Origin of the sequence: Salinivibrio sp. ES.052, from assembly GCF_900141775.1 — a bacterium.
In the GTDB taxonomy this organism is placed as follows: Bacteria; Pseudomonadota; Gammaproteobacteria; order Enterobacterales; family Vibrionaceae; genus Salinivibrio.
In genome coordinates this window covers 1,868,866-1,893,740 of sequence record NZ_FSRI01000001.1, presented here as the reverse complement: position 1 = coordinate 1,893,740, position 24,875 = coordinate 1,868,866, and the positions used below count along the sequence as shown (strand labels likewise).

General features: G+C 48.5%; 17 protein-coding genes, 1 pseudogene and 1 other annotated feature. Of the genes and pseudogenes, 11 read left to right on the top strand and 7 right to left on the bottom strand.

Annotated elements, in window-relative coordinates:
* Positions 1-7 precede the first annotated feature (7 nt).
* On the bottom strand, positions 8-4,474 hold the full coding sequence (gene gltB / locus BUQ98_RS08780; RefSeq protein ID WP_074213408.1) for a glutamate synthase large subunit: 4,467 nt from the start codon (positions 4,472-4,474) through the stop codon (positions 8-10).
* Between the two features lie 610 nt (positions 4,475-5,084).
* Between gltB and BUQ98_RS08775 the strand changes: the two genes are divergently transcribed.
* Positions 5,085-6,869, top strand: coding sequence for a diguanylate cyclase domain-containing protein (locus BUQ98_RS08775; RefSeq protein WP_074213407.1), 1,785 nt, complete (start codon positions 5,085-5,087; stop codon positions 6,867-6,869).
* A gap of 10 nt (positions 6,870-6,879) precedes the next feature.
* On the top strand, positions 6,880-9,252 hold the full coding sequence (gene arcB / locus BUQ98_RS08770) for an aerobic respiration two-component sensor histidine kinase ArcB (RefSeq protein ID WP_074213406.1): 2,373 nt from the start codon (positions 6,880-6,882) through the stop codon (positions 9,250-9,252).
* Positions 9,253-9,323: 71 nt separating this feature from the next.
* Here the strand turns inward: arcB and arcA are convergent, their stop codons facing one another.
* Positions 9,324-10,043, bottom strand: a complete 720-nt coding sequence (arcA, locus tag BUQ98_RS08765) for a two-component system response regulator ArcA (RefSeq protein ID WP_074213405.1) — start codon at positions 10,041-10,043, stop codon at positions 9,324-9,326.
* 432 nt (positions 10,044-10,475) lie between these two features.
* On the opposite strand from arcA, the gene BUQ98_RS08760 reads away from it, so the two are divergent.
* Together BUQ98_RS08760 and BUQ98_RS08755 are read left to right on the top strand one after the other, a co-directional pair.
* Positions 10,476-10,898: a DUF3293 domain-containing protein gene (locus BUQ98_RS08760; protein ID WP_074213404.1), complete on the top strand. Its 423-nt coding sequence runs from the start codon at positions 10,476-10,478 to the stop codon at positions 10,896-10,898.
* Between the two features lie 19 nt (positions 10,899-10,917).
* Entirely contained in the window at positions 10,918-11,400 is a 483-nt protein-coding gene (locus BUQ98_RS08755; RefSeq protein WP_074213403.1) for a putative 4-hydroxy-4-methyl-2-oxoglutarate aldolase, read from the top strand.
* Position 11,401: 1 nt separating this feature from the next.
* Here BUQ98_RS08755 and BUQ98_RS08750 read toward each other — a convergent pair whose 3' ends face one another.
* Together BUQ98_RS08750 and aceK are read right to left on the bottom strand one after the other, a co-directional pair.
* A complete protein-coding gene (locus BUQ98_RS08750; RefSeq protein WP_074213402.1) occupies positions 11,402-11,875 on the bottom strand; it encodes a hypothetical protein in 474 nt (157 codons plus the stop codon).
* 278 nt (positions 11,876-12,153) lie between these two features.
* On the bottom strand, positions 12,154-13,893 hold the full coding sequence (gene aceK, locus BUQ98_RS08745) for a bifunctional isocitrate dehydrogenase kinase/phosphatase (RefSeq protein ID WP_074213637.1): 1,740 nt from the start codon (positions 13,891-13,893) through the stop codon (positions 12,154-12,156).
* 164 nt (positions 13,894-14,057) lie between these two features.
* Positions 14,058-14,174, top strand: a sequence feature (Thr leader region).
* Positions 14,175-14,199: 25 nt separating this feature from the next.
* On the opposite strand from aceK, the gene thrA reads away from it, so the two are divergent.
* From thrA to thrC, 3 genes are read left to right on the top strand one after another with little or no spacing between them, the layout of a single operon-like run.
* Positions 14,200-16,659, top strand: coding sequence for a bifunctional aspartate kinase/homoserine dehydrogenase I (gene thrA / locus BUQ98_RS08740; RefSeq protein ID WP_074213401.1), 2,460 nt, complete (start codon positions 14,200-14,202; stop codon positions 16,657-16,659).
* 2 nt (positions 16,660-16,661) lie between these two features.
* Complete coding sequence (gene thrB, locus BUQ98_RS08735) at positions 16,662-17,621, top strand: homoserine kinase (RefSeq protein WP_074213400.1); 960 nt, start codon at positions 16,662-16,664, stop codon at positions 17,619-17,621.
* Positions 17,618-18,907 (top strand): threonine synthase, encoded by a 1,290-nt coding sequence (gene thrC, locus BUQ98_RS08730; RefSeq protein ID WP_074213399.1) that lies wholly within the window; start codon positions 17,618-17,620, stop codon positions 18,905-18,907. The genes thrB and thrC overlap by 4 nt, the downstream gene beginning before the upstream one ends.
* 51 nt (positions 18,908-18,958) lie before the next feature.
* Here thrC and grcA read toward each other — a convergent pair whose 3' ends face one another.
* Entirely contained in the window at positions 18,959-19,336 is a 378-nt protein-coding gene (grcA, locus tag BUQ98_RS08725) for an autonomous glycyl radical cofactor GrcA (protein WP_074213398.1), read from the bottom strand.
* A 448-nt stretch (positions 19,337-19,784) separates the two neighbouring features.
* Here grcA and BUQ98_RS17210 point away from each other — a divergent pair, with 448 nt between their 5' ends.
* Both BUQ98_RS17210 and ung read left to right on the top strand, forming a co-directional pair.
* Positions 19,785-19,910 (top strand): hypothetical protein, encoded by a 126-nt coding sequence (locus BUQ98_RS17210; protein ID WP_256359491.1) that lies wholly within the window; start codon positions 19,785-19,787, stop codon positions 19,908-19,910.
* A 53-nt stretch (positions 19,911-19,963) separates the two neighbouring features.
* Entirely contained in the window at positions 19,964-20,647 is a 684-nt protein-coding gene (ung, locus tag BUQ98_RS08720) for a uracil-DNA glycosylase (RefSeq protein ID WP_074213397.1), read from the top strand.
* Positions 20,648-20,722: 75 nt separating this feature from the next.
* On the opposite strand, the gene BUQ98_RS08715 is transcribed toward ung, so the two are convergent.
* Positions 20,723-20,902 carry a DUF3545 family protein gene (locus BUQ98_RS08715; RefSeq protein WP_074213396.1) on the bottom strand — a complete coding sequence of 60 codons (180 nt, stop codon included), beginning with the start codon at positions 20,900-20,902 and terminating at the stop codon, positions 20,723-20,725.
* A 239-nt stretch (positions 20,903-21,141) separates the two neighbouring features.
* Between BUQ98_RS08715 and BUQ98_RS08710 the strand changes: the two genes are divergently transcribed.
* Positions 21,142-22,566, top strand: coding sequence for an alanine/glycine:cation symporter family protein (locus tag BUQ98_RS08710; protein WP_254813896.1), 1,425 nt, complete (start codon positions 21,142-21,144; stop codon positions 22,564-22,566).
* Positions 22,567-22,638: 72 nt separating this feature from the next.
* Positions 22,639-23,411, top strand: a pseudogene (yaaA, locus tag BUQ98_RS08705) (peroxide stress protein YaaA).
* A 74-nt stretch (positions 23,412-23,485) separates the two neighbouring features.
* Here yaaA and serA read toward each other — a convergent pair.
* On the bottom strand, positions 23,486-24,715 hold the full coding sequence (gene serA / locus BUQ98_RS08700; protein WP_074213394.1) for a phosphoglycerate dehydrogenase: 1,230 nt from the start codon (positions 24,713-24,715) through the stop codon (positions 23,486-23,488).
* Positions 24,716-24,875: the final 160 nt, after the last annotated feature.

The window sequence follows — 24,875 nt, the reverse complement described above, 5'->3', positions numbered from 1 at the left end:
CCTCCTTTTACTGCGCCTGAACGCGCAACTCCGTCGCGCTACGACTCTGATGGCCTAATAAGGTATTCACATCTGCCGCCTTTGGCTTCACCAGATAGAAGCGATGCACCCAATGGTCAAAAGCATCTAACAGCTGTTGTGCCCGGTCAGAACCAGTCAATTCGAGGTGTTGGGCTATCAGGCCACGTAGGTGTTCTTGGTGAATCGCGAGTGATTCCAGTGACAGTGCTTCAACCAATTCGGGGTTGATGTGGGCACTAAAGTCACCGTCTTCATCAAGCACATACGCAAAGCCACCGGTCATTCCGGCACCAAAGTTGACACCGGTACGACCTAAAATCGCCACAATACCGCCGGTCATATATTCACAGGCATTATCGCCCGCACCTTCCACAATGGCATGGGCGCCTGAGTTACGTACCGCAAAGCGCTCACCCGCTTTACCAGCGGCGAAGAGTTTCCCCCCCGTTGCGCCATATAAGCAGGTGTTCCCCATAATCGTAGATTCATGGCTTGCAAAGGCTGATCCCACGGGTGGATGAATCACAATCTGACCGCCACTCATGCCTTTGCCCACATAATCGTTCGCATCCCCCACTAAGGTGATATTGACTCCAGCAGCATTCCATACGCCCAAGGATTGCCCCGCCGTGCCTTGTAACTGAATATCAAGAGGGTTAGCGGCCATCCCTGGGTTGCCATAACGCTTAGCAATGGCACCAGATAAGCTGGCACCGACTGAACGGTCGGTATTACTTACTGAACGATAGATGCTTGCACTATGGTTGGCCTCAATCGCTTCACGCATCTCACTGAGTAACGCTTGGTTCAGTGCGGCGTTATCAAATGGCGTATTGGGCTCACTGCAGTACAGGGTTTTTCCTGGCCAAGGAGTAGGTGCATCAAGAATATGGCTTAAATCCAGCTTCAGTTGCTTGGCAGTGAAACCATCAACAGCTTCTAACAGGTCGGTACGTCCAATCAGATCGGTCAGTTTCTCGACACCGAGCTCAGCCAGCAGTTCACGTACTTCTTCACCCAAGCCTTTGAAGAAATTCATCACCTGCTCTGGGAGACCTTTGAAGTAGTCTTTACGCAAGGTTTCATCTTGCGTGGCCACACCTGTCGCACAATTATTCAGGTGGCAAATACGGAGGTATTTACAACCAAGCGCCACCATCGGGGCAGTACCAAAGCCGAAACTCTCTGCACCTAAAATCGCCGCTTTGATGATATCGAGGCCGGTTTTTAAGCCGCCATCGACTTGCAAGCGGATTTTATGGCGTAGGCCGTTTTCGACCAATGCTTGTTGGGTTTCGGCTAGTCCGAGCTCCCAAGGGCTACCTGCATATTTGACTGATGTCAGCGGGCTGGCACCCGTTCCTCCATCATAACCAGAGATGGTGATTAAGTCGGCATAGGCTTTCGCCACCCCAGTTGCAATCGTGCCGACACCGGGTTCAGAGACTAACTTGACCGAGACTAACGCCTGTGGATTGACTTGTTTTAAGTCGAAGATCAGCTGTGCCAAGTCCTCAATCGAGTAGATATCATGGTGCGGTGGTGGCGAAATCAAGGTCACGCCTGGGACGGAGAAACGTAGTTTGGCGATCTCTGCGGTCACTTTATGGCCGGGTAGCTGTCCGCCTTCGCCTGGTTTCGCTCCCTGTGCTACCTTAATTTGCAATACGTCCGCATTGGTCAAATAGTGCGGGGTGACACCAAAGCGGCCCGAAGCAATTTGCTTGATGCGAGAATTTCGCTCGCTGTTAAAGCGACGTGGATCTTCACCGCCTTCTCCAGAGTTAGAGTGGCCGCCTAATCGGTTCATCGCAATGGCCAGTGCTTCATGCGCTTCTGGGCTTAAGGCCCCAATTGACATGGCGGCAGAGTCAAAGCGTTTAAACAGCTCAGTGGCGGGCTCGACCCGATCGAGTGCAATCGGTGTGTCCGCCTTTTTCAATTGCATTAAATCACGCAAGGTCGCGACAGGGCGCTCGTTCACGGTTTTAGCATAGGTTTTGTAATCCATGGCTTCACCCGAACGGACGGCACTTTGTAGGTTGGTCACGACATCTGGATTGTAAGCATGGTATTCACCGTCATGCACATATTTGAGCAAGCCACCATGTTCGAGCGGTTTGCGTTTGATCCATGCTCGGCGTGAAAGGTTGATCAAATCTTGTTGGAAGTCGTCAAAGTTAGCCCCTTGAATACGGCTTGCCACACCTTTAAAGCAAAGATCAATCACATCATCGTGCAAGCCAATGGCTTCAAACAACTGCGAACAACGATAAGACGCAATGGTTGAAATCCCCATCTTCGACATGATTTTGTAAAGGCCTTTATTAATGCCGTTACGGAAGTTCACCATCACGTCACGATATGGTTTGTTGACGGCCCCAATGTCGACCAAATTGGCTAAGGTTTCATAGGCCAAATAAGGATAAACGGCAGTGGCGCCAAAGCCGAGTAACACGGCAAACTGATGCGGGTCACGTGCACTGCCGGTTTCGATAATGATATTAGCATCACAGCGTAGGTTCTGACTGACGAGGCGTTTTTGAACGGCCCCCACAGCCATGGCCGCTGGAATGGGCAGACTATCCTTGTTGATACTGCGATCCGAGAGTACGACTAGCACCGTGCCATCACGGACACAGCGCTCCGCTTGATCACATAAATCGAGGATCGCTTGGTGTAGGGTTTTCTGGCTCGGATCGTAGTTAATGTCGAGGATGCTATTGCGATAGTAGGTATCGTCTAGCTCAAGCAATTGTACGAGATCAGAGAACAAGAGTACTGGCGACTTAAAGGCAACGCGTTCAGCGTGTCCATCGGTCTCACAGAATACATTCATCTCACGACCAATACAGGTAGCGAGCGACATCACGTGGTTTTCACGTAAGGGATCGATAGGGGGATTTGTTACTTGGGCAAACTTTTGTCGGAAGTAATCACTGACACTGCGTGGGCGAGAGGAAAGCACCGCCATCGGAGTGTCATCGCCCATCGAGCCAGTTGCTTCCTGGCCAATATCGCCCAGTACCTTGACGACCTGATCCACTTCCTCGTTCGACATCCCAAACAGCTTTTGATAGGTCTTAAGCTGGGCGTCTTTAAGGTTACGACTGCCTTCACTGGTTTCAGGATCCAAATCTTCAAACGGGGTGAGGCGACGGACGTGTTGATCCAACCACTTGCGATAGGGATGACGGCTTTTTAGCTCGTCATCGATTTCGCCCGAATGCCAAATTTTACCTTCTCGGGTATCGATCACTAAAAGCTCACCCGGCCCCACTCGGCCTTTTTCTGACACTTCGTCAGGGGCGTAATCCCAGATACCTATCTCAGAGGCGAGGGTAATAAACTTGTCCTTAGTGACCACATAACGCGCCGGACGCAGACCATTACGGTCAAGGTTACAGGCGGCATAGCGGCCATCCGACATCACGATACCGGCAGGCCCATCCCATGGTTCCATATGCATCGAGTTGAAATCATAAAACGCGCGAAGCTCATCATCCATGTCGGGGTGGTTTTGCCATGCGGGTGGTACGAGTAAACGCATGGCACGGAATAAGTCCATCCCACCAGAAAGAAAGACCTCCATCATGTTATCAAGGCTGGAGGAGTCTGAGCCTGATTCATTCACAAAAGGTGCCGCTTGGTGCAAATCTGGCAGTAATGGTGAATTAAACTTATAGGCTCGAGTGCGTGCCCACTGGCGGTTCCCGTCTATGGTATTGATCTCGCCATTGTGGGCAAGATAACGAAATGGCTGAGCGAGCGGCCAGCGGGGCTGTGTATTGGTACTAAAGCGCTGGTGGAATAAGCAAATTGAAGACTCAAGACGAAGATCCGCAAGATCGGTGTAAAAACGCGGCAGATCAGCCGGCATACACAAGCCTTTATAGACAATAGTTTGCGTCGATAGGCTGGTGACGTAAAAGTCCGCATCGTCCTCAAGGGCTTTTTCTGCGCGCCGACGAGCGATATAGAGACGACGTTCCAGATCACGGGCTCGCCAGCCAGCAGGGCCATTAATAAAGACTTGTTCAATGACCGGCTGAGACTGTTTAGCGATGTCTCCGAGCACATCAGGATTGGTCGGTACGGTCCGCCACCCCACCACTGACAATGTTTCAGTGTTGATTTCTTGCTCGAAGCGTTGCTTGGCTTGTTGGGCTTTTGCTGGATCGGTACTGAGAAAGATCATGCCTACCGCGTAAAGGCGGCTTAGATTCCATTGATTTTGCTCAGCAATAAGGCGGAAAAAGCGGTCGGGCTTTTGTAGCAGCAATCCACAACCATCGCCTGTCTTACCGTCTGAGTTGATACCACCTCGGTGGGTCATGCGGTCAAGTGCAGCGATAGCAGTACGAACCAGTTTATGGCTAGGCTCCCCCTCTTGATGGGCGATTAGACCAAAACCACAGTTATCTTTTTCCAGCATTGGGTTGTACAGCGACATTGCAATTCTCCCTTGCTACTGCGTTACGCGCAGTGATTGCATTTATTGTCGTGATCCTCCTGACCACTCTAAATGGGTTTAGCCTTGTGGCTGTGCTCCCGTTATGTTGTGATTTTTTAACGAGAAACGCGGGTTATTCTTTCTTTAACTAACTGTTTTTTAAAAAATAACCAAGATAAATAAGGGCAAAACACAATTCAGCGACCTTCCAAATTAACGGTAAACCCAACAAAGGTCAAATTTTTGTATGCAACCTTTATTCATGCATAACACGGGTTTTTTTTATTTAACTCGATGATTATTCGTGCCTTTAAACCGTAAATCGCGTAAATAATAGCTATTCGTAATTATGCTTTTTTGTTAAATAATTATTAATTTAAAGTCATTTTGAGTAAATGTTCTAGTTTTATAAAGAAACAAAGAAGGGTACGTTTTAGGCTTTCTATTTCATAGCGAATACCACTAGAGATTGATGTAATAAAATAACAAATGATATTCATAAAGCTGTGAACAGAGTAATCACGCGCGTGATCGAAACTGTGGCAGAATACGTCGCCAGTAGTGGGTAGGCATTCATTGTTAAGGACAACGATAGTGACACAGGAGCGGCATGGCGTTTTTTACTTTATTCCTTTTTTTGTTAGTCGGTGGTGCTTTGGGTTATGGATGGCGGGCGCGCCAAGCAACATTAGCGCTATCAGATTGGCGAGTGTATATGGCCGGTTTAGACACACCGCATGCGATCGTCACCGCTGAACACGGTGAGATTTTGTATGCGAACGACGCGTGTGTGGAAACCTTTTCATTGGTGGGGCGCGATCATCAATTTAAGACGGCCACCCCCCGACAACAGCAAGCTGTTCAGGCTTTTATTGCAGGACAGCCTTGGCCACAACCTTTTTCTCGCGTAGAGGCGAAAGTCAGAGCACCTGGTGCTAATCGTGTGCGTGTCAATGTCCAGCTATCCGGATTACCCATTCGCTGTCGAGGTAAGCGGGCGTGGTTGGTCTCTTTATCTGCGGCTGAGAAGCACAGACATTGGCACCTTCAAGAACAAGAGCAAGGGGTACTGTTAAGCGTGATCAATTCGTTGGAAGAATTGGTTTGCTTTCAAGATGTGGAAGGTAATGTGGTGGGCACCAATGCGGCATTTGACCGCTTTTGGCAAGGACGTGAGCAAGAGGCGATTGTTTGGCAAGCAACTCAACCACTCACGCGACCGCGAACTGATCGCACGTGGGCGACGCAGAATAACGATGAAAGTTGTTTGTTAGAAACCAATATTACTGCGCTTAAAAATGATAAACAGGAAGTGATTGGTACCTTGTGTATTAGCCATGATGTGACCAATTGGCACCAAATGCAGGAGCGGCTTCAAAAAGAAGCGCAACAGCGTCAATCCGTTGAGCAGGTGTTGGAGCAACGCAGTAACTTACTCAGTGCTATCTTTCAATCGAGCGTGGACCCTATCGGGATCTTTGACCAAGATTATTATCACCTTGCTTGTAACCAAGCCTATGCTGATGCATTGGGCACAACGATCGAAGCATTAGAAAATGCGCCCGCGCAGCACGTCGTTGACCCCGAAATATTTGACCAACACAAAATACGCGATCAGCAGGTACTAGAAACGAGTGAAACCGTGACCTACGAAGATGTGGTCATCAATGAGGCGGGGGGACAAACGTGGTATGAAGTGACCAAATCACGTATTGAAGATCCCGTGACATTGGATCCTGCCATATTACTCATGGCGCGAGACATCACCGAGAGAAAAGAAACGCAGCAGCAGTTGGCTGATGCCATCATGGCCCTACAGGCACTCAGTTTTATCGACAGCTTAACCCAAGTGGCGAATCGACGGAGTTTAGATGAACAGCTAAGCAAACTGTGGCGTTCACAGACTCGCGAAAGTACGCCTCTTGCCTTTATTCTTTGCGATATTGATCATTTTAAACTGTACAACGATCACTATGGTCATCAACAAGGTGATTGGGCCTTACAACAAGTTGCCAATGCATTAAAATCAGCCATTCACCGACCACTGGATTTAGTCGCACGCTATGGTGGCGAGGAGTTTGCAATTGTATTGCCACAAACCCACTTAAATGGCGCGATCCAAGTAGCAGAGCGCGCGCGCGAGTTGGTGTTGTCGGCAGATATTGAGCATCACGATGCGGTAATTGCCGGAAAAATCACCATGAGTCTCGGCGTGGCTTGTGTGGTCCCGTCGCCTGATGGAGATTATGGTGATTTGATCCAACAAGCCGATAGTGCCTTATATCAAGCGAAACGAAATGGCCGAAATCGCGTGAGCGTGATGAAAAAGATGCCAATATCGCGCTCATCTATTCCTCAGCGAACCTCGGTCGCTGAGCCTACTGACTTAAGATAAATAAGCCTTTATGAAACAACTGAAAGTACTCGCGCAATATTATGTCGACTTGCTGGTTAAGCTGGGAATTATGCGGTTTAGCATGCTGCTAGCATTGGCCTTGGTTGCGCTCGCTGTCGTAGTACAAGTGGGCATCACATTAGTGCTTGAGGGGGCTGTACAAAATATAGACATCATCCGGTCTGTTTTTTTTGGTTTAATTATCACGCCTTGGGCGGTGTATTTTTTGTCTGTGGTGGTGGATCAGCTTGAAGAGTCACGCCAACGCCTGTCTAAACTGGTCTCGAAACTTGAGGAAATGCGGGCGCGTGATATGCGTCTTAATCGGCAATTGACTGAAAACATCGAGCAGCTCAACTTGGAGATCGAAGAGAGAGAAAAGGCTGAAAACGCGCGTCAGCAAGCGATCAAAGATCTCGAGAATGAGGTTTATCAACGTGAAAAGGCGCAGTTAGAGTTGGCCGAGCAAACGGCTTTATTACGTTCATTCATTGATGCTTCTCCGGACTTGATTTATTACCGCAACGCTCAGGGGCAGTTCTCTGGCTGTAACCGGGCGATGGAGGAACTGACCGGTTATGATGAAAAGACCCTTAAAGGCCTAACCCCGTGGGATGTTTATCGTGAAGATATTGCTGAAAAAGTGGTGGAAACGGATCAGCAAGTTTTTGACTCCAATGTGTCTATTACGTACGAGCAATGGCTTGAATACCAAGATGGACGCAAAGCCTATTTTGAGTTGCGTAAAGTCCCGTTCTTCGCTCGAGATGGGCGTCACCTTGGTTTACTTGGCTTTGGCCGAGAAATCACTGAACGTAAGCGCTATCAAGATGCGCTAGAGAAAGCCAGTCGAGAAAAAACCGCATTTATTTCCACCATCAGCCATGAGTTGCGGACGCCGCTGAATGGAATAGTGGGACTGAGCCGAATATTGTTGGATTCGCAACTAGACGACAAACAACGCAATTACCTACGCACTATTTATGTCAGTGCTATCACGCTGGGGAATATCTTTAACGACATTATCGACTTGGACAAGTCAGACCGAAAGCGCTTGTCATTGCATCCAACCAGCATCGATCTACGCGAGTTTGTCACTGAAATAGATAATATCTCTGGGCTCATGGCCGCACAAAAAGGTCTGCGTTTTGAATTAGAGCGTGTGACGGATTTGCCAAAATATGTTGCGGTAGATGCGACTCGGTTACGGCAAATTCTCTGGAATCTCGTTGGAAATGCAGTCAAGTTTACGAAGAAAGGCTGCGTCATTATTACCGTGAGCGCTGACGTTGAAGGCGATCACGTGCATTTATGTTTTGAGGTGGAAGACAGTGGGGTTGGGATCCCTGCTGCCGAGCAAGATAAGATTTTTGCCATGTATTACCAGGTAAAACAAGAGGGCGAAAACCTGCATGCTGTCGGGACAGGAATTGGCTTAGCGGTATCTCGTAAGCTAGCTCGCATGATGGGGGGCGATATCGACTTAGAGAGCGAAGAGGGTGAAGGCAGTACCTTTAGGGTAACCGTCAGTGTGCCTCTGAGTGAACAAGGAGAGGAAGAAGAGAGTGTGCCCACACCGATGGCCAGTGCATTGCGAATTTTGCTGGTAGAAGACATTGAGCTAAATATTACTGTTGCGACCAGCTTGCTTGAAAGCTTGGGTCATGAAGTGACCGTTGCACGTGATGGCCAGTCGGCATTGAGTACTTTCTTACCCGATGCATTTGATCTGGTCTTGCTCGATATTCAATTGCCCGACATGACAGGGTTTGATGTGGCGGCAACGTGGCGACAGCATCATCCTGAATTGCCACCCTTAGTGGCGCTGACGGCCAATGTGATTAATGATAAAGACAGCTATTTGGCTCAAGGCATGGATGATGCGATCAGCAAGCCAATGAGTGTTGCGGCACTGAATCAAGTGATTGAGCATCACGCTTTGTCTGTCGAGGGAGTATCAAACGGATCGTCCGAGCGTGGACCGTTACAGCAAACTGAGCGGCCTGAAGCGAATGAACAAGCAGAACGTTTGCTCGATATGGATATGCTCATGGGGTATGTCGATCTGGTGGGTGTCGAGCCGGTTCGACACAGCATCGAGATGTTTGAGTCGACCATGCCAGAGTATATCGCGATCTTAGATTCGAATATGACGGCACGGGATCAAGACGGCATTGTCTCTGAGGCACATAAGATTAAAGGGGCAGCAGGTTCGGTAGGATTAAAGCACATTCAAAAAGTGGCGCAAAAAGCGCAATCACCCGATCTGCCTGCTTGGTGGGAGAACATTGCTGATTGGATCGATGAAATAAAAGCCGGTTATCCGCATGATCTCGAGGTGCTCAAGGCATGGCTAGACGAGCAATGTGAGCCTGATACCTAACGGGACCGGATGAAAAAAGGCGCCTACGTTTTATCGTAAGCGCCTTTTTACTTTCCGATACGATTGAAGACCTATTGCTCTTCAATCTCACCGCAGAAGCGATAACCTTCACCATGAATAGTGGCAATGATTTCTGGCGTGTCGCTATGCGATTCAAAGTGCTTACGGATCCGACGAATTGTGACATCGACCGTGCGGTCATGCGGTTTAAGATCACGTCCTGTCATCTTTTTCAGCAGTTCAGCACGCGTTTGGATCTTGCCTGGATTTTCACAGAAGTGAAGCAACGCACGGAACTCAGAGCGAGGTAGCTTAAAGGTCTCGCCCTCAGGATTGATCAATGAACGGCTATTAATGTCGAGTGTCCAACCGTTAAACGTATACACGTCAACATTACGTTTTTCTTCGCTACCGTTAACACTGCTCAATGCACGCGTGAGTAGGTTACGGGCACGAATCGTCAATTCTCGTGGGTTGAACGGCTTAGTAATATAGTCGTCAGCGCCGATTTCTAGCCCAAGGATTTTGTCTACTTCATTGTCGCGACCCGTTAGGAACATCAATGCCATGTCACCTTGCTCACGCAGTTCGCGTGCCAGTAGCAGGCCATTTTTACCGGGCAGGTTGATATCCATGATCACAAGGTGAACATGATGATTGGACAGGACTTGATGCATTTCGTCGCCATCACTGGCTTCAAACACATTGTAACCTTCCGCTTCAAAGATACTTTTCAACGTGTTACGTGTGACCTGTTCATCTTCTACAATCAGAATTTGCGGGGTTTGCATTGGCGATACCTAATATCTAAATAGAATCAGTTACTCTTCACAGTCTAGATGCCCTAGCCCATGAAAAAAAATTACAAAAATGCGAGGAATGTCTACCGCGAACCTCGCAACTCACATATGGCACGCCATCCATAGAGAAGTGTTCGTCGATGCTAGACAACGCACCGTGTGTTCCAGCCGAGATAGAGCATGGCGGGCTTGAGTCAATGCCTTGCCGATCGCTCTTGTTTCCATTAATTATCGCTAATTGTATTCATTTAACAGCACGCTAACAATATATTAGGATGATGCTTGATGATTTTTTTCATCCTTTATTGACCCCAATCAAAAGCATGTTGCGTGTCAGTTAGAGGCCGTTATTCATTTAACTTTATGAATGTTAGCGCATAATTAGCAATTAAGCATAATATTACTCGCGAATGGGTGTAAACAGTGTGTGATCAAAATAATCAGCAAGACTTGTGGAAAACTTACCAATCGATCGCATTTCATGCTCCTCAAGCACCCAGTACAGGAGCATTTGCTATTCTTACCGCATTTAACCCACGTAGCCAACCCTTATCTGAGAAAGAGAATCAATTACGTAATGCGCGGTTAGCTGAAGAAATGGAGCGATTGGGGACTCGTTATTGGCCGATGAATGGCGGTGCACCCGATGGCAGTTGGTTTGAGCCTGGATTTGCGGTAGCGCTTGAACAGTCTGATGCCGTGGCGTTAGCGAAAAAATGGGAGCAAAACGCAATCTATTGGGTTGAAGCGGATACTCTGTGGTTATTGCCTGCATTGATGACGGAGTTTACGCCTCAATCGCTAAACGTGCGTTTTTCATCACTGTTCAGCGTGAAAAACGCGTAACCCGAAGGAGAAGAGAGACATGGACGATAAACTCCCTGATCTATGCGATCACTATCCAGATGAGGCGCAATGGGTGCCAATCCAGTGGCGTGATTATGGTGCGGTGAACACGTTTGAGGGACGGGTGAGAACGGTACGCTGTTATCATGACAACTCGAAAGTGAAGGCGTTGTTAGCCACGCCTGGCGATGGACAGGTGCTGGTGGTTGATGGCTCAGGCGCGATGGATCGCGCTTTATTAGGAGATTTAATAGGACAAAGTGCGGTTGATAACGGCTGGGCTGGCATTGTCATTGCCGGACCAGTGCGTGATGTTGCTACGTTGGCAACGTTGCCAGTGGGGATCAAGGCGCTGGGTGTCTGCCCCATAAAAACCCAAAAACGAGACCAAGGGGATGTGGATGTATCCATCACTCTTGAAGGGGTCACCATGACGGCTGGGATGTATCTGTATGCCGATCTCAATGGTGTGGTCGTGTGTGCGAATCCGTTAAGCGCCTAAATTAAAAGTTTAATCCGACCCCGAGTTGATAAATAGATTCGGGGTCCGCTTCGCGACGAAACTCTACATCAAGCCCAGCATTCACTCCCACAGACTCGCTAAATTGATAGCGACTGCTGACGCCCCATTGGTTAATCAAGGTGTCACTATTGCCTCGGCTGATCTGGCTGGATACACGTAACTTGTTAGTAAAGTGGTACTCGATGCCACTGAGTAAGCCATGTTTCGTCGTCGATTGGGGATTCTCGCTTTGTATCTGCGTCCCCATATAGATAGCGACTTTATTCAACGGATAGCGATAACCTGATTGGATAGTCCAGCTGTCAAAGCCTTGACTGGCTGATGGAATGGACTGAATAAAAAAGTGCTCCGACGCCATTTCAGGCACGGTTTGCCAAGTGAGTGGATTGCCCCACGCAGACGTTGCCACAGTTTGTAAGGCGAGGGCCAACAATCCGAATTGTTTTACGCTCAAATCCTTTGCCTCATTCTTTTTATTCACGCTTAGCTGGGGAGTGACTCGCGCTTATCGCGATGCTTTCAGTGTAGACAAAAAATATGCTGATTTGTCGATAGTTATATCTGTACATAGAAATATCTTCGATCTTGATGCGACAACATCGAGAGAGAACCGCCAAATATTTGTCGATCAATATCGTTGTCACCTTGGCGTTCTGGCGCATCGACGTGATACAACGCGGAGACGTTAAACGATTTTTTGACGACCTCTAACAATATAAAGAAAAGCAATAATTACGCCGGTTTTACCGACATCGTCGTAGGCTTTAAACAGTTATTGTCGCTATATGGACGGACGTCGTGAAAATATCCCGCCTTCACCTGACTTTGCAGTTTTTGCCAATATGCCGCGTCAAAAAGTGCTGGATGCAAGCGATCAAATTCTTCCGCGACGGCGCGATTGACCAGCAAAAAAGTGCGGAATTCTTCAGGAAATACATCGTTTTCTCCCACGCTATACCAGGGCTCTGCGGCTAATTCATCCTCAGGGTAGCGGGGCGGTGGAATGCGCCGGAAATTGACGTCAGTGAGGTAGGCGATTTCATCGTAATCGTAAAAAATCACTCTATTGTGGCGGCTGACCCCAAAGTTTTTAAATAACATATCTCCCGCAAAGATGTTGGCCGCGGCCAGCTCTTTTAGCGCATCCCCATATTCCTGCACCGCTTGGGTGATGGATTCCGGCGTTGCTTGTTCTAAATAAATATTGAGTGGGATCATGCGTCGCTCCATATAAAGATGGCGAATACGCACTTCGCTATCGGTTACCGTGATGCATGAAGGAGCGACCTCGAGCAATTCGTCAATTAACGTATCGCTAAATCGATCTCGTGGGAAAATAAAATTACGGTATTCCTGGGTATCCGCCATACGGCCCACACGATCATGCTCTTTTACCAGCCGGTACTTCTCTCGGACTTGGGCGTGAGTCATTTGCTTTTGTGGCGCAAACTTGTCTTTGATGATTTTAAATACAAAGCCGTAAGAGGGCAGCGTAAATACCGACATCACCATGCCTTTCACCCCCGGGGCGATATCAAATAAGTCGTCTGAGTTGTCCAAATGGTGAAGAAATTCACGATATAGCTCGGTTTTGCCGTGCTTTTGACAGCCGATGGCGGTGTAAAGCTCTGCGGGCGTTTTATTGGGCATTAATTGATTGAGAAAGTCGACCAAGGCGGCAGGGACGGGGGCATATACCATAAAGTAGGAGCGGGCAAAGCCAAACACAATGCTAACATCATCACTGTCGGTGATGCAGGCATCGATATACAGCTCGCCTTGCTCAGAAATGGCCAACGGCAACACTAAAGGCCGGCGTTGATTCGCCATATCTAACCGACCAATAAGGTACGCCCCTTTATTACGGAAAAAGGGCTGGCGCACCATTTCGAGAGTAAAGCTCATGGTGAGCTGAGGGCCAAAGCGCGCTTGCAGTATCTGGGTGATGCGCTTGATATCACCGGCCCTATCTCGCCAAGGTAATGTGAAGGGCGTACTATCTAACATCCGTTCTAACGTTGCATAAATACCCGCCTGAGATTGAAACCGGCGTAGCAGCGGAGTGGGGTACTTCGGGATCCGCCCCCCCTGAGCGCTTTGCACAAAGAGTTTGTCGCGGCGAATATTGCGATGTTCAAAAATTCGACAGTAGACAGAGTTAAAAAAACTCTCTGCAATATCGTAGCGAGGATAGTCGTCCAGCAGCTTGATATAAGCGGCTTTCACGGCCATCAAAAACGAACGTGTGGTGTGCTCTTTTCCTAGCATGGCACGGAGCTGTTGGCTGACTAAGCCAACGTGATGATCATAAAAATGAATACGTGTTTTAAGCGCAAGCTGAACACTTTTCCATTCTTGTTGCTCAAAGCGCTCTTGTGCGCCGGAGGTGACATCTAAAAATCGGCCATACATGGCATCCGAGCCTTGTAATATGGTGTTCGCTACCAGTTGCGCCATGGCTTCCTGTGTCATTTGCGCTCCTTTGTGGACATCGCTTTTCCCTCGTTCAAGCTCGCAGAGTTTTGTTGAAAAAGCAATCAGCATCACTTTTTTGTTGACCTCGGCGGCATGATTCGATACACCTAAGAGGAACTCAACAATATAAATGATAAACGCAGCACACATGCAACTAACGATCAGCACCCTGACCACCACAACCACCATTATTACTGGCACATTTTGTGTTGGTGCGGGCTGATACGCACAGAATTCCAAAAAAAGCCCGTACCCTCCCAGGTACGGGCTTTTTTTTATCTTAAAGAGAGAGGTCGTAAACGGATGCGAGTTTTAAAATTTGGTGGTACATCACTAGCTGATGCCGAGCGATTCAGTCGCGCTGCCGATATCATCGTGAGTAATCAAGGACAGAGTGACGTGTCCGTGGTGTTGTCTGCTCCTGCTAAGGTTACCAATATTTTAGTGTCAGTGATTGAGAACACTGTCAAGTATGGTGAGGCAGAGTTACCGCTTAAAGAGTTAGAGCAGCGTTTTATCAATTTATTTCATGGTCTCGCCGAGCGACAACCCAACCTTGAAACCCAGCCTCTGTTCGATAAATTGACACGTAGCCTTGGGCAGTTACGCCAATATGTCCACGGTATGAGCCTGTTAGGCTTGTGCCCAGACAGCACTTATGCGCGAGTTGTTAGTAAAGGTGAGCGGTTATCGGTAGCAGCCATGCATGCCTTGTTAGAGGCACGTGGATATGCGGTGTTCGATATTGATCCTGTGGATTATTTTGCCGCCTCGGGCAACTATTTAAGTGCTGAGGTGGATATTGAAATGTCGTCACAGCGTTTTAAGCAATCGCCCATTCCCGCACAGCATATTGGTCTGATGCCTGGTTTTATGGCCGGTAATGAAAGTGGTGAACTGGTGACCTTAGGGCGCAATGGATCCGACTATTCAGCGGCGGTGCTTGCTGCTTGTGTGCGAGCGGAATGCTGTGAGATTTGGACCGATGTTGATGGTGTCTATAACTGTGATCCGCGCCTTGTGCCTGACGCTCGTTTGCTAAAATCGCTCAGTTATCAAGAAGCTATGGAGCTGTCTTATTTTGGCGCGAAGGTGTTGCACCCCAAAACTATTGCGCCGATCGCCCGTTTCCATATTCCTTGTTTGATTAAAAATACCGCTAATCCGCAAGGCGAAGGCACCTTGATTGGCGAAGACAGTGGTGAAGACAAATTAGCGATTAAGGGGATCACGACATTAAGTGATCTCAGCATGGTTAATTTGTCCGGCCCAGGTATGAAAGGGATGGTAGGGATGGCCTCGCGCGTGTTTGGCGCCATGTCGTCGGCAGGCGTGTCGATTGTTTTGATTACTCAATCCTCCTCTGAGTACAGCATCAGTTTTTGTATTCAAAGCCAAGATAAAGCAAAAGCAGAGAAAGCACTGAGCATCCATTTTGAACTCGAGCTGAAAGATGGCTTACTCGAACCGGTCGAGTTTATTGATGATCTCTCGATTGTTTCCTTAGTGGGTGATGGGATGCGGACCTCAAAAGGGGTGGCCTCACGCTTTTTCACATCACTGGCGGAAGTCAACGTCAATATTGTTGCTATTGCCCAAGGCTCATCCGAGCGCGCGATTTCAGCCGTGGTTCCTTCTGAGCGAGTGTCAGAAGCCGTGAAAGCCTGCCATGAGAACTTATTTAATAGCCAGCATCACTTGGATGTGTTTATTGTGGGTGTTGGTGGAGTCGGTGGCGAGCTTATCGAACAAATTCGCCGTCAGCAGGCCAAACTGCAACAGCAAGGGATAGTGATGCGGGTGTGTGGTTTAGCCAACAGCAAAGGCATGTGGCTGAACAGCCAAGGTATCGATTTGAATAGCTGGCGTGATGAGTTGCCGAATCACCTTTCGAACTTTAGTTTGGCAGGGATGATCCAACTAGTACAACGTAACCACATTATTAACCCAGTATTGATTGACTGTACCGCGGATCAGCAGGTCGCCGATCAATATACGGACTTCTTGCGGGCTGGCTTCCATGTGATCACGCCCAACAAAAAGGCGAATACAAGTAGCATGGCGTATTACCATCAATTACGTCAGGCAGCACGCGCGACGCACCGTAAATTTATGTATGAAACCACGGTGGGTGCAGGCTTGCCGGTGATTGAAAATCTGCAAAACCTGATCGCAGCCGGGGATGAACTTTCACGCTTTTCTGGGATCTTGTCTGGCTCACTTTCCCATATTTTTGGCAAACTGGACGAAGGTGCCAGTTTCAGCGAGGCCACGAATGTGGCGCGTGAAAATGGCTTTACCGAACCGGATCCACGCGATGATCTTTCAGGAATGGATGTGGCGCGCAAGCTGCTTATATTGGCCCGTGAAGCCGGTATGGATCTTGAGCTAGATGACGTCGATGTCGAGCCAGCCTTACCTCCAGGCTTTGATCAATCCGGCGACGTCGATAGCTTTATGGCGCGGCTTCCTGAAGCGGATGCTTACTTTAAGCAATGGTCAGAGCAAGCGGGACAAGACGGAAAAGTATTGCGTTATATTGGTGGAATCGAAAACGGCAAATGCTTTGTCAAAATCCAAGCGGTCGCAGCGGATGATCCAATGAATAAAATTAAAGACGGTGAAAACGCACTGGCATTCTACAGCCGCTATTATCAGCCGATCCCGCTCGTGCTTCGTGGTTACGGGGCGGGTACGGCGGTCACTGCCGCAGGGGTGTTTGCTGACTTAATGCGTACGCTTGGCTGGAAGTTAGGAGTGTAACCATGACAGTACGTGTGTATGCGCCAGCATCGATTGGCAATGTGAGTGTTGGATTTGATGTCTTGGGCGCGGCAGTGAGCCCTATTGATGGGAGCTTACTCGGTGATGTCGTTGAGGTAGCAGATGGCGGAGAATCGCCCTTTTCATTACGTTGCCAAGGACGTTTTACCGATAAACTGCCGCGTAACGAGCAAGATAATATTGTTTACAAAGCTTACCTAGCGTATGCCGAGGCGTTGAAGACAAAGAATCAGTCAGTGAAACCGGTGGCCATGTTATTGGAAAAAAATATGCCGATCGGATCGGGGCTAGGCTCTAGTGCTTGTTCAATCGTGGCCGCGTTGGATGCACTAAACCGTTTTCACCATCATGCGCTGGATGAAACCACTATGCTGGCGTTAATGGGCGAAATGGAAGCGTCGATATCAGGCAGCTTACATTATGATAATGTCGCACCTTGTTATCTCGGTGGGTTACAGTTGATGCTCGAAAGCCAAGGTGTGATTAGCCAAGCGGTGCCACATTTTGCCAACTGGTATTGGGTGATGGCGTACCCTGGGATCAAGGTATCAACGGCTGAGGCGCGTAGCATTTTGCCCGCGCAATACCGCCGTCAGGATCTGATCGCACATGGCCGTTATCTCGGGGGATTTATTCATGCCTGTCACACCCAACAGCCTAAACTAGCGGCCAGTTTAATTTGCGACGTCATTGCAGAACCGTACCGTCAAAAATTACTCCCTGGCTTTGCCGAGGCGAGAGAGTACGCGGAAAGCTGTGGCGCACTGGCAACAGGCATCTCTGGCTCAGGGCCGACCTTGTTTAGTATCTGTGACGATCGGCAGGTGGCAGAGCGTTTAGCGCAATGGCTGCGCGAGCAGTACGTACAAAATAATGATGGCTTTGTTCATGTATGTCGCATTGATGGACAAGGCGCAAAAGAAATAGGAAGTCATGCATGAAGCTTTACAACATCAAAGATCACAGTGAAACCGTGTCCTTCTCTCAAGCGGTTCAGCAAGGCCTAGGGCGCGGGCAAGGGCTATTTTTTCCCGATGCTTTGCCTCAGTTTGACGATATGGACGCCTTACTGGCTATGCCATTGGTTGAGCGCAGTACTGAGATTCTATCGGCACTGATTGGTGATGAACTGCCAAAAAGCCAAGTCAGTGAACTGGTCTCTCAAGCCTTTGATTTTGAAGCGCCAGTTAAAAAAATCGGTGAGCGTATACATGCCTTGGAGCTCTTTCATGGTCCAACCTTGGCGTTTAAAGACTTTGGCGGCCGTTTTATGGCGCAGTCGATTGCCGCGGTCTCTGATGGTAAAAAGATCACTATCTTAACGGCCACCTCAGGCGATACCGGCGCCGCGGTTGCTCATGCGTTTTATGGTATCGACAATATTGATGTGGTGATCCTGTACCCGAAAGGAAAGATAAGCCCACTGCAGGAAAAACTGTTCTGTACCCTAGGTGGCAATATCCATACCGTGGCCATTAACGGCACTTTCGATGATTGCCAGCACTTGGTTAAGCAAGCCTTTGATGACGGTGAGCTTCGTCAGACCATTGGGCTTAACTCGGCGAACTCGATCAATATTAGTCGCTTAATGGCGCAAATTTGCTACTACTTTGAGGCGGTCGCACAGATACCGAAGCATAAACGTGACCAATTGGTGGTGTCGGTACCGAGTGGGAACTTTGGTAACCTGACGGCTGGCTTGTTGGCCAAGGCGATGGGATTACCCATTAAGCGTTTTATCGCAGGCACGAACGCGAACGATACCGTACCGCGTTATTTGGCGTCGGGCGAGTGGACGCCGCACCAAACTGTGGCGACCTTGTCTAATGCCATGGATGTCAGTCAGCCTAATAATTGGCCTCGAATTGAAGAGCTTTTCCGCCGTCAGCAATGGGCTCTGGGCGATCTCGCTTCTGGCCGCTTAGACGATGAGGAGACGGCTGAAAGCTTACGTGCATTATCACAAGCGGGTTACTTATGTGAGCCGCATGGGGCGATTGCCTATCGGTTACTTGAGCAGCAACTCGACGCGGATGAAGAGGGAATATTCTTGTGCACGGCTCATCCGGCAAAATTTAAAGAGTCGGTCGACGCGATTTTAGGAAAAGACATTCCACTGCCTGGTCCGTTGGCTAAGCATGCAAAGATGGCACTTTTGTCGAGCGAGCAAGATGCCGACTTTGAAGCTTTAAGGGCGTATTTGTTTACATTGAACGCAAACACTTAACCCCAAAAAGCCCGCTGATTCAGCGGGCTTTTTGATTAACATACCGACCTTTTACAGTGAGCTGGTAAAGGTACGGGTAATGACGTCGCGTTGTTGCTCAGGCGTGAGCGAGTTAAAACGGACGGCATACCCTGATACGCGAATGGTCAGCTGAGGGTACTTTTCTGGATGCTTCGCTGCATCTTCCAAGGTTTCACGCTTCAATACATTCACATTGAGATGCTGACCGCCTTCGTTAACGGCTTGGGTTTCGATGTTGACTTCGCGATAGTCAAACTCACCCAAAGAAGACAAAGCAACTTCTTGATCTGCTTCAAAGCCCTGCTTAGCACAAACACAACGGGCTTGATCTGCGTCTTTATTGATCAGCCAGATAGAGTTAATAAGGTCATCATTGGCCGCTGAGGTTACTTGAATGCCGGTGATCATGGCCTATCCCCTTTATTGATAGTGACTTTAATGATGTAAGATTTCATCATTTTTGAACCTTATATATACCTTGTTATTGATGTGGGTATTTTGATTTGGGTCAAATTTTAATCTGCTTTAATTGTTTGATATTTATCTTGTATCAAAAGAAAGCCGTGTTATTGGTATGTGGTCGCCCATTGGGGGACGAAGAGGCATGCGTGCTTGTATTGATGATGTTTATATTGTTGTTATTTTACCACAAATGAAAGTCTCGCTTTATGTGCCATCAAGAGGCAGTATTGCACCACCTAGGTACAATGGTGGTGTGAAAATGCACTGTATATTTTTAAGTGTATGATTTTATTGTTTTTATAAAGTTGGCATCAATATTTCATAGCTAACCTTGCCTTTGCATAAAGGCAATTCGTTCGCAGAGAAATCCGTTCGCAGAGATAAGGAGCGACCTATGATGAAGCCAACCATGACGATCACACGCGCTAGCTTACCGACCCCAAATCGGGCCGTTCAAGGTCGCTGTCAGCGTCACTACCACGCACACACGGAGCGAACAAAAGATCGCACGACACACTGATTTTCCCCTGCTGCCTCGTTAAAATAGCGCTAACGTGATGATAAGGAGTAACCATGACTCAGGCGCAAACGTGGCAGCAAGTGCTGGCCGATGAAAAACAACAAGCGTATTTTCGCGATACGCTGGCCTATGTTGAAAACGCGAGAGCCAGTGGCGTGACGGTGTTTCCTCCTAAAGAGGATGTATTTAACGCTTTTCGCTTTACTGAACTCGGGGACATTAAAGTGGTCGTTCTTGGTCAAGATCCGTATCACGGTCCTAACCAAGCGCATGGGCTGTGTTTTTCTGTGTTACCAGGCGTGAAAACACCGCCTTCATTGGTCAATATTTATAAAGAGCTTGCCACTGATATTGAAGGCTTTCAGATACCAACGCATGGTTACTTAAAAACCTGGGCGGAGCAGGGAGTATTGTTACTCAATACTGTGCTTACCGTGGAGCAGGGCAACGCTCACTCCCACGCGAAACTCGGCTGGGAAACCTTTACCGATCGCGTGATAGAGGCGGTCAATCAGCAATGTGAGGGCGTTATCTTTTTATTGTGGGGCGCTCATGCGCAGAAAAAGGGCAAAGCGATTGATAGAACGCGTCACCATGTATTGACCGCGCCTCATCCATCTCCGCTTTCAGCTCATCGTGGTTTTTTGGGCTGCAAGCACTTTTCTCAAACCAATGCACTGTTGGCTGAGCAGGGGAAAGCCCCTATCGACTGGCAGCCTCATTTAGAGGATACGTAGTCATTGAGGTTACATGGCGGGTGAAAAAAAAGGTGCTCGCCGAGCACCTTTTAGCAATCCTATGTTGAGGGTGAGTTAATCGAGGTCCAGTTGAGAGAAGTCGCCAAAAATATCGATGTCCTCCAATTCTTTTTTTAGCCGCTGTTTATCTTTCAGCGCTTCAATTTCTCTCCATTTACGTTTGACTGGTTTTGCGCGTCCGCTGCGTTGTGGCTTGTCTTGCTCGAACAGATCGTTAAAGGCAATGTTTTCCATATTCACCTCTTTTCACCTTGCGGTTAGGTTTTAAATACCACACTAGCCCCCAACATAAAATTGAACTATTTCTCATTTATGGCAGCAAGATGAAGTTTTTATGAGAGCATTATCACTGATTTTTTAAAATAGTGACTATTCACCCAACCGCAACGGGTTTAAATTGACCTTGTGAGTGGTTCACGCGAAGATTGCGCCGCGTAAAATCATTCCTTTTAATCATGACGAGGGACAGTCAGTTGAGCCTACTCACTTTTATCAATGACCTGATCTGGGGCTCCGTCCTCATTTATGTGCTCATTGGCGGCGGCGTTTTTTTCTCGCTAAAGTTGGGCGGCCTGCAATTTCGTCACTTCTCCCATATGTTTTCAGTTATGCGTCATAGCCGCCGTCGTGAAGGGAGCAGCATATCGTCTTTCCAAGCCCTATGTACCGGGCTCGCGGCGCGAGTCGGTACCGGCAATATGGCGGGGGTGGCAGTGGCGCTATCTTTGGGGGGGCCAGGCGCTATATTTTGGATGTGGTTAATGGCTTTTCTTGGGATGGCGACCGCTTTTGCAGAAAGCACCTTGGCTCAGGTGTATAAAGTGCAAGATCCAGATGGTTACTTTCGTGGTGGACCGGCCTATTATATGGAGCTTGGCCTAGGGATGCGCTGGATGGGCATTCTCTTTTCTCTTTTACTGATCCTTGCTTTCGGACTGGTGTTTAACTCAGTTCAAGCCAATTCCATTTCACAAGCGGCACAAGTGGCATTTGGGTGGCCACCGGCTTATGTCGGCGCTGGACTGGTGCTGGTGAGTGGATTGATTATTTATGGCGGTCTACGCCAAATAGCTCGGACGGCAGAAATCATTGTCCCTGTGATGGCATTGTTATATCTCTCTCTGTCGCTGTATGTGGTCAGTACACACCTTGACCAAGTCCCGGCGGTGTTTAGTCTTGTCATAAAAAGTGCGTTTGGTTTACACGAAGCGGCATCGGGGGCTTTGGGTTATACCTTGGCGCAAGGGATGATTCAGGGCATTAAACGCGGCTTGTTTTCTAACGAAGCGGGAATGGGCTCAGCCCCTAATGCCGCAGCCTCAGCGACGCCTTATCCCCCTCATCCTGTCTCTCAGGGTTATGTGCAAATGTTGGGTGTCTTTGTCGACACCTTGGTGATTTGTACCGCGACGGTGGCCATTATTCTTCTCTCCGGGGAGTATATCCCCGGCGGGGAGATCACAGGCGTGGAATTAACACAGCGTGCGCTGAGTGCACAAGTTGGCGATTGGGGGGAGCAATTTGTCGCTGTCGCGATTTTCTTCTTCGCCTTTACCTCAATCATTGCCAATTATTCTTATGCAGAGACGAATTTACTGTTTATTAATGACCGTTTGCGTCCGGCACTGCCTTATTTCCGTGCCCTGGTCTTAGGGATGGTCATGTTTGGTGCATTAGCTGAGTTGCCGCTAGTGTGGACCCTGGCTGACGCGTCGATGGGGATGATGGCGTTAGTCAACATGATCGCGATTTTATTGCTCTCAGGGATTGTTAAACGTTTGGCAACGGACTATCACACCCAGCGCTCGCTAGGACGGGTTCCCGTGTTTGATAGCCGCCGGTTCCCTGAGTTACATAGCCAATTAGATGAAAAGGCTTGGCCGCTTCCCAAGCGCTAGTGAGTCAACGGTGTTTTTTTAATACCGGAATGATAGGCTTAGCGACAGATAGATAATAGAGGGGTTAGCAAGATGCTGATTGTGGTTTCTCCCGCAAAAACGCTGGATTATGAGTCACCGTTACCAACCGAACGTTATACACAGCCACAGCTTACGGCGCATTCAGAGGCGTTGATTGAGGTCTGCCGTCAGCTAACACCCGCAGACATTGGGTCGCTGATGAAGGTGAGCGATAAAATTGCCAGTCTCAACGCCGTGCGTTTTGCAGAATGGTCTCCGACGTTCACCACCGACAATGCGCGCCCTGCCGCATTGGCGTTCAAAGGTGATGTGTATACGGGCCTTGATGCTAACTCGATGTCAGAGCAAGATTTCGATTGGGCGCAAGCGCATTTCCGCATGCTGTCCGGCCTTTATGGGCTGTTGCGCCCTTTAGACTTGATGCAACCGTATCGTTTAGAGATGGGCACCAAGTTAGCTACGCCGCGTGGCGATAACCTTTATCAATTCTGGGGGATATTATCACCGACACCCTCAACGAAATACTGGCGACGCAAGAGAGTTCGTTACTGATTAATTTGGCATCGAATGAGTATTTTAAAGCGGTTAACAAGAAGAAACTTCATGGTGAGATCATCACGCCGGTATTTAAAGATTGTAAGAACGGCCAATACAAGGTGATCAGTTTTTACGCGAAAAAAGCTCGTGGGATGATGGCGCGCTACCTCATCGATCAGCGCGCGACGTCGATCGAAGACATTAAAAGGTTTGATGTTGCAGGGTATGCGTTCAACGAAGCACTTTCGAAAGGGAATGAACTTGTTTTTTTGCGTGACGAACAGTGAAGCATAGAATATTAAATTTTAAAAAAGCCCCTTCTGGGGCTTTTTTAGTTTTAGGTGAAAGGTAGACGGGGACATTAGTGCAAGATACGCGCACGAATAGTGCCTTCAATCGCTTTCAATTTTTGCAATGCGTTGTACGCATGTTCGCTTTCGACGTCGATCACCACATAACCAATATGGGCGGACGTTTGCAGGTACTGGGCAGCAATGTTGATGCCTTCATCGGCAAAGGTGGTGTTGATCTTGGTCAGCACACCGGGGCGATTGGCGTGAATATGCAGCAAGCGTGAGCGACCTTGGTGCTCGGGTAAAGAGACCTCAGGAAAGTTGACACATGATAGGGTCGAACCATTGTCTGAGTATTTAACCAGTTTCCCCGCAACTTCCAGGCCGATATTTTCCTGGGCTTCTTGGGTCGAACCACCGATATGTGGTGTCAGTAAAGCATTGTCAAACGCTTGCAATGGTGAACTGAACGGGTCTTTATTGGTTTTTGGCTCAACCGGGAAGACATCAATCGCTGCGCCGGAAAGGTGGTTACTTTCCAGTGCCCCACAGAGAGCGTCAATATCGACGACGGTGCCACGCGATGCGTTAATAAAGATAGCGCCAGGCTTCATACGAGCAAATGCTTCAGCGCCAATCATATCTTGCGTGCTCTGCGTCTCAGGGACATGTAGAGAGACAATATCACTCCGGTTTAGCAGCTCGGTCAATGAGTTGACTTGAATGGCATTACCGAGTGAGAGCTTGCTATCGACATCATAGTAATAAACGCGCATTCCCAAGTTTTCCGCCAAGATACTGAGCTGGGTACCAATATGGCCATAGCCAATGATACCCAGCACTTTTCCTCGGGCTTCATACGATCGATCCGCTGATTTCTGCCATTCGCCACGATGCGCTTTGGCATTCTTTTCTGGGATCCCGCGTAACAGTAATAGGATCTCACCCAGCACCAACTCTGCCACGCTGCGGGTATTCGAAAAGGGTGCATTGAAAACAGGAATACCGCGCTTGGCTGCAGCGTCGAGATCCACTTGGTTGGTGCCAATACAAAAGCATCCAACAGCAACCAGTTTGTTGGCTTTTTTAAATACCGTTTCGGTGAGCTGTGTGCGAGAGCGTAAACCGACAAAGTGGGCGTCTTTTATCGCATCTTCGAGATCTTCACCTGTGAGTGAGCCTTTGTGATACTCGATATTGGTATAACCCGCTTGCTTGAATGCTTCAACTGCAGTGGGGTGGACGCCTTCGAGTAGCAGAATTTTGATCTTATTCTTGTCCAGTGAATAGTGTGACATGCGGGCTGTTCTCTTCCTTAGAAACAATAGTGGTAGCAATGTTGCGCCTGAGTGCCGGGGCGCATCGTAACCCTATACCCTAGCGCCCCTTTGAAGAGGAGGCGGTTTATAGACGTGGTCAGTGGGCTGATCTTTGACGCCAAGCCGCAGTAGGGAATGC